The following is a 1,315-nucleotide window of genomic DNA, read 5'->3' on the forward strand; positions in this document are numbered from 1 at the left end:
CCCAAGGGCGGAAACGGCATCCAGTCGCTCGAACCTGGCGTGCCCGCCAGGTGTGAGTCTTAAGACACGGAGTATCTCCAAAATCTTAAGAACATCACGAAATCGATAATACAAGGGCGGAATAGGGTACTCCCGTATTCCGCCGCATGAGGACTCTCCATTCGGCGCATTACGCTAAAGCTAATGCGCCCTACGCGAGTTAACGCCACGCTTCAGCCGCGGATTTGCCGAAGCGAAGGCAAATGCGTCGGCTGGAAGCGATGGTTAGGGCTTACGCTTTCCAAGCTTATCGATCTGCTCAAGAAGATATTTTTCTTTCTTCTCATGAGGCATGAAGTACTCGTAATACACACCATAGCTGATAAGAAAAACGAAGAACATCAAAAACAACCAGCTACCTACCTTGTACAAGAACTCAAGTGCCTCGTCCGGTTCATTGAGTTTTCCGACTGCATCCTTCGACACAATGCGAAGCTGCTTCAACTGATAATCGGCCAGATAGCCTATGTCGCCGCCAGCAGCTAACACAGAAATTGATGCGCTCTCGTTCGGCCGCAACGACGGTATTTCGACAATTAGCACCCGCTTGTCTTCACCGCTGATCTTCTGCGTTGAGGGGATGCTCACTTCAACTTGAACAATCGGCTTCGTTTCAGACTTGATGAATCGACCGTCTTTCTGAAAGTCGTAATCGAGCCGAGCGGTAGCTGGCACTGGCAACCACACTTCTAAGTCGTTTTCTGGTTGTTTGCCTTTATTGTCCACCACCACTGAGTATGCAAAGCCTGCCTTTGTCGTCACTGGTCCCGAAAAGGTGTACTGAAGATCGTGCGGCAGAGAAATTCGTTCTAAGAGCCAAGGAACTGCGGCCGCGACCAGTGGAATGAGGACGCCTATTAGCAGGACATTCAAGATCTTCCACTGGCTTGTTGACTGATCACTCATTGCTTGTAAGTCCTAAGTAGAAATGGACACCCAAAATGTCGCAAAACTTTGCGCCTCTGAGGGAGTACCTCTAAGGTGCATAAATTCGAAAAATGCTAGTGCTTCATCAAGGTTGAATTGAAGGGTAAAGATGCTTGAGCTTTATGCGCGCATTGTCGGTGGTGAAACGCCAATCGATTTTGGCGCGGACGGTATTCCGGCGGGTTTCCCAGGCAGCGACTTCGCGCGCCAGGTGCGCTTGGCTGTCCATGCGCTCGGCCAGGCACTGCCGCGCCAACACACTCAGTTCCAGCTCGGCCATGTTCAGCCAACTGCCATGTTTGGGCGTGTAGTGAATCTCCAGCTTGGCGGCGAGGCGCCGCGCTTCCGC

2 protein-coding genes are annotated in these 1,315 nt (G+C 51.6%); both read right to left on the reverse strand.

Going from position 1 to position 1,315, the window contains the following annotated elements:
- Positions 1–264 precede the first annotated feature (264 nt).
- Positions 265–945: a hypothetical protein gene (locus tag VEB01_RS09045; RefSeq protein ID WP_324874724.1), complete on the reverse strand. Its 681-nt coding sequence runs from the start codon at positions 943–945 to the stop codon at positions 265–267.
- 106 nt (positions 946–1,051) lie between these two features.
- On the reverse strand, positions 1,052–1,315 hold a 264-nt coding region (locus tag VEB01_RS09050), incomplete at its 5' end, for a transposase (protein ID WP_324874726.1).

Source organism: Methylocaldum sp., assembly GCF_035627495.1.
Taxonomy (GTDB): domain Bacteria; phylum Pseudomonadota; class Gammaproteobacteria; order Methylococcales; family Methylococcaceae; genus Methylocaldum.

Excerpts from the sequence above, each read along its gene's own strand:
- VEB01_RS09045 (WP_324874724.1), bottom strand. The coding sequence starts at position 945 with ATGAGTGATCAGTCAACAAGCCAGTGGAAGATCTTGAATGTCCTGCTA.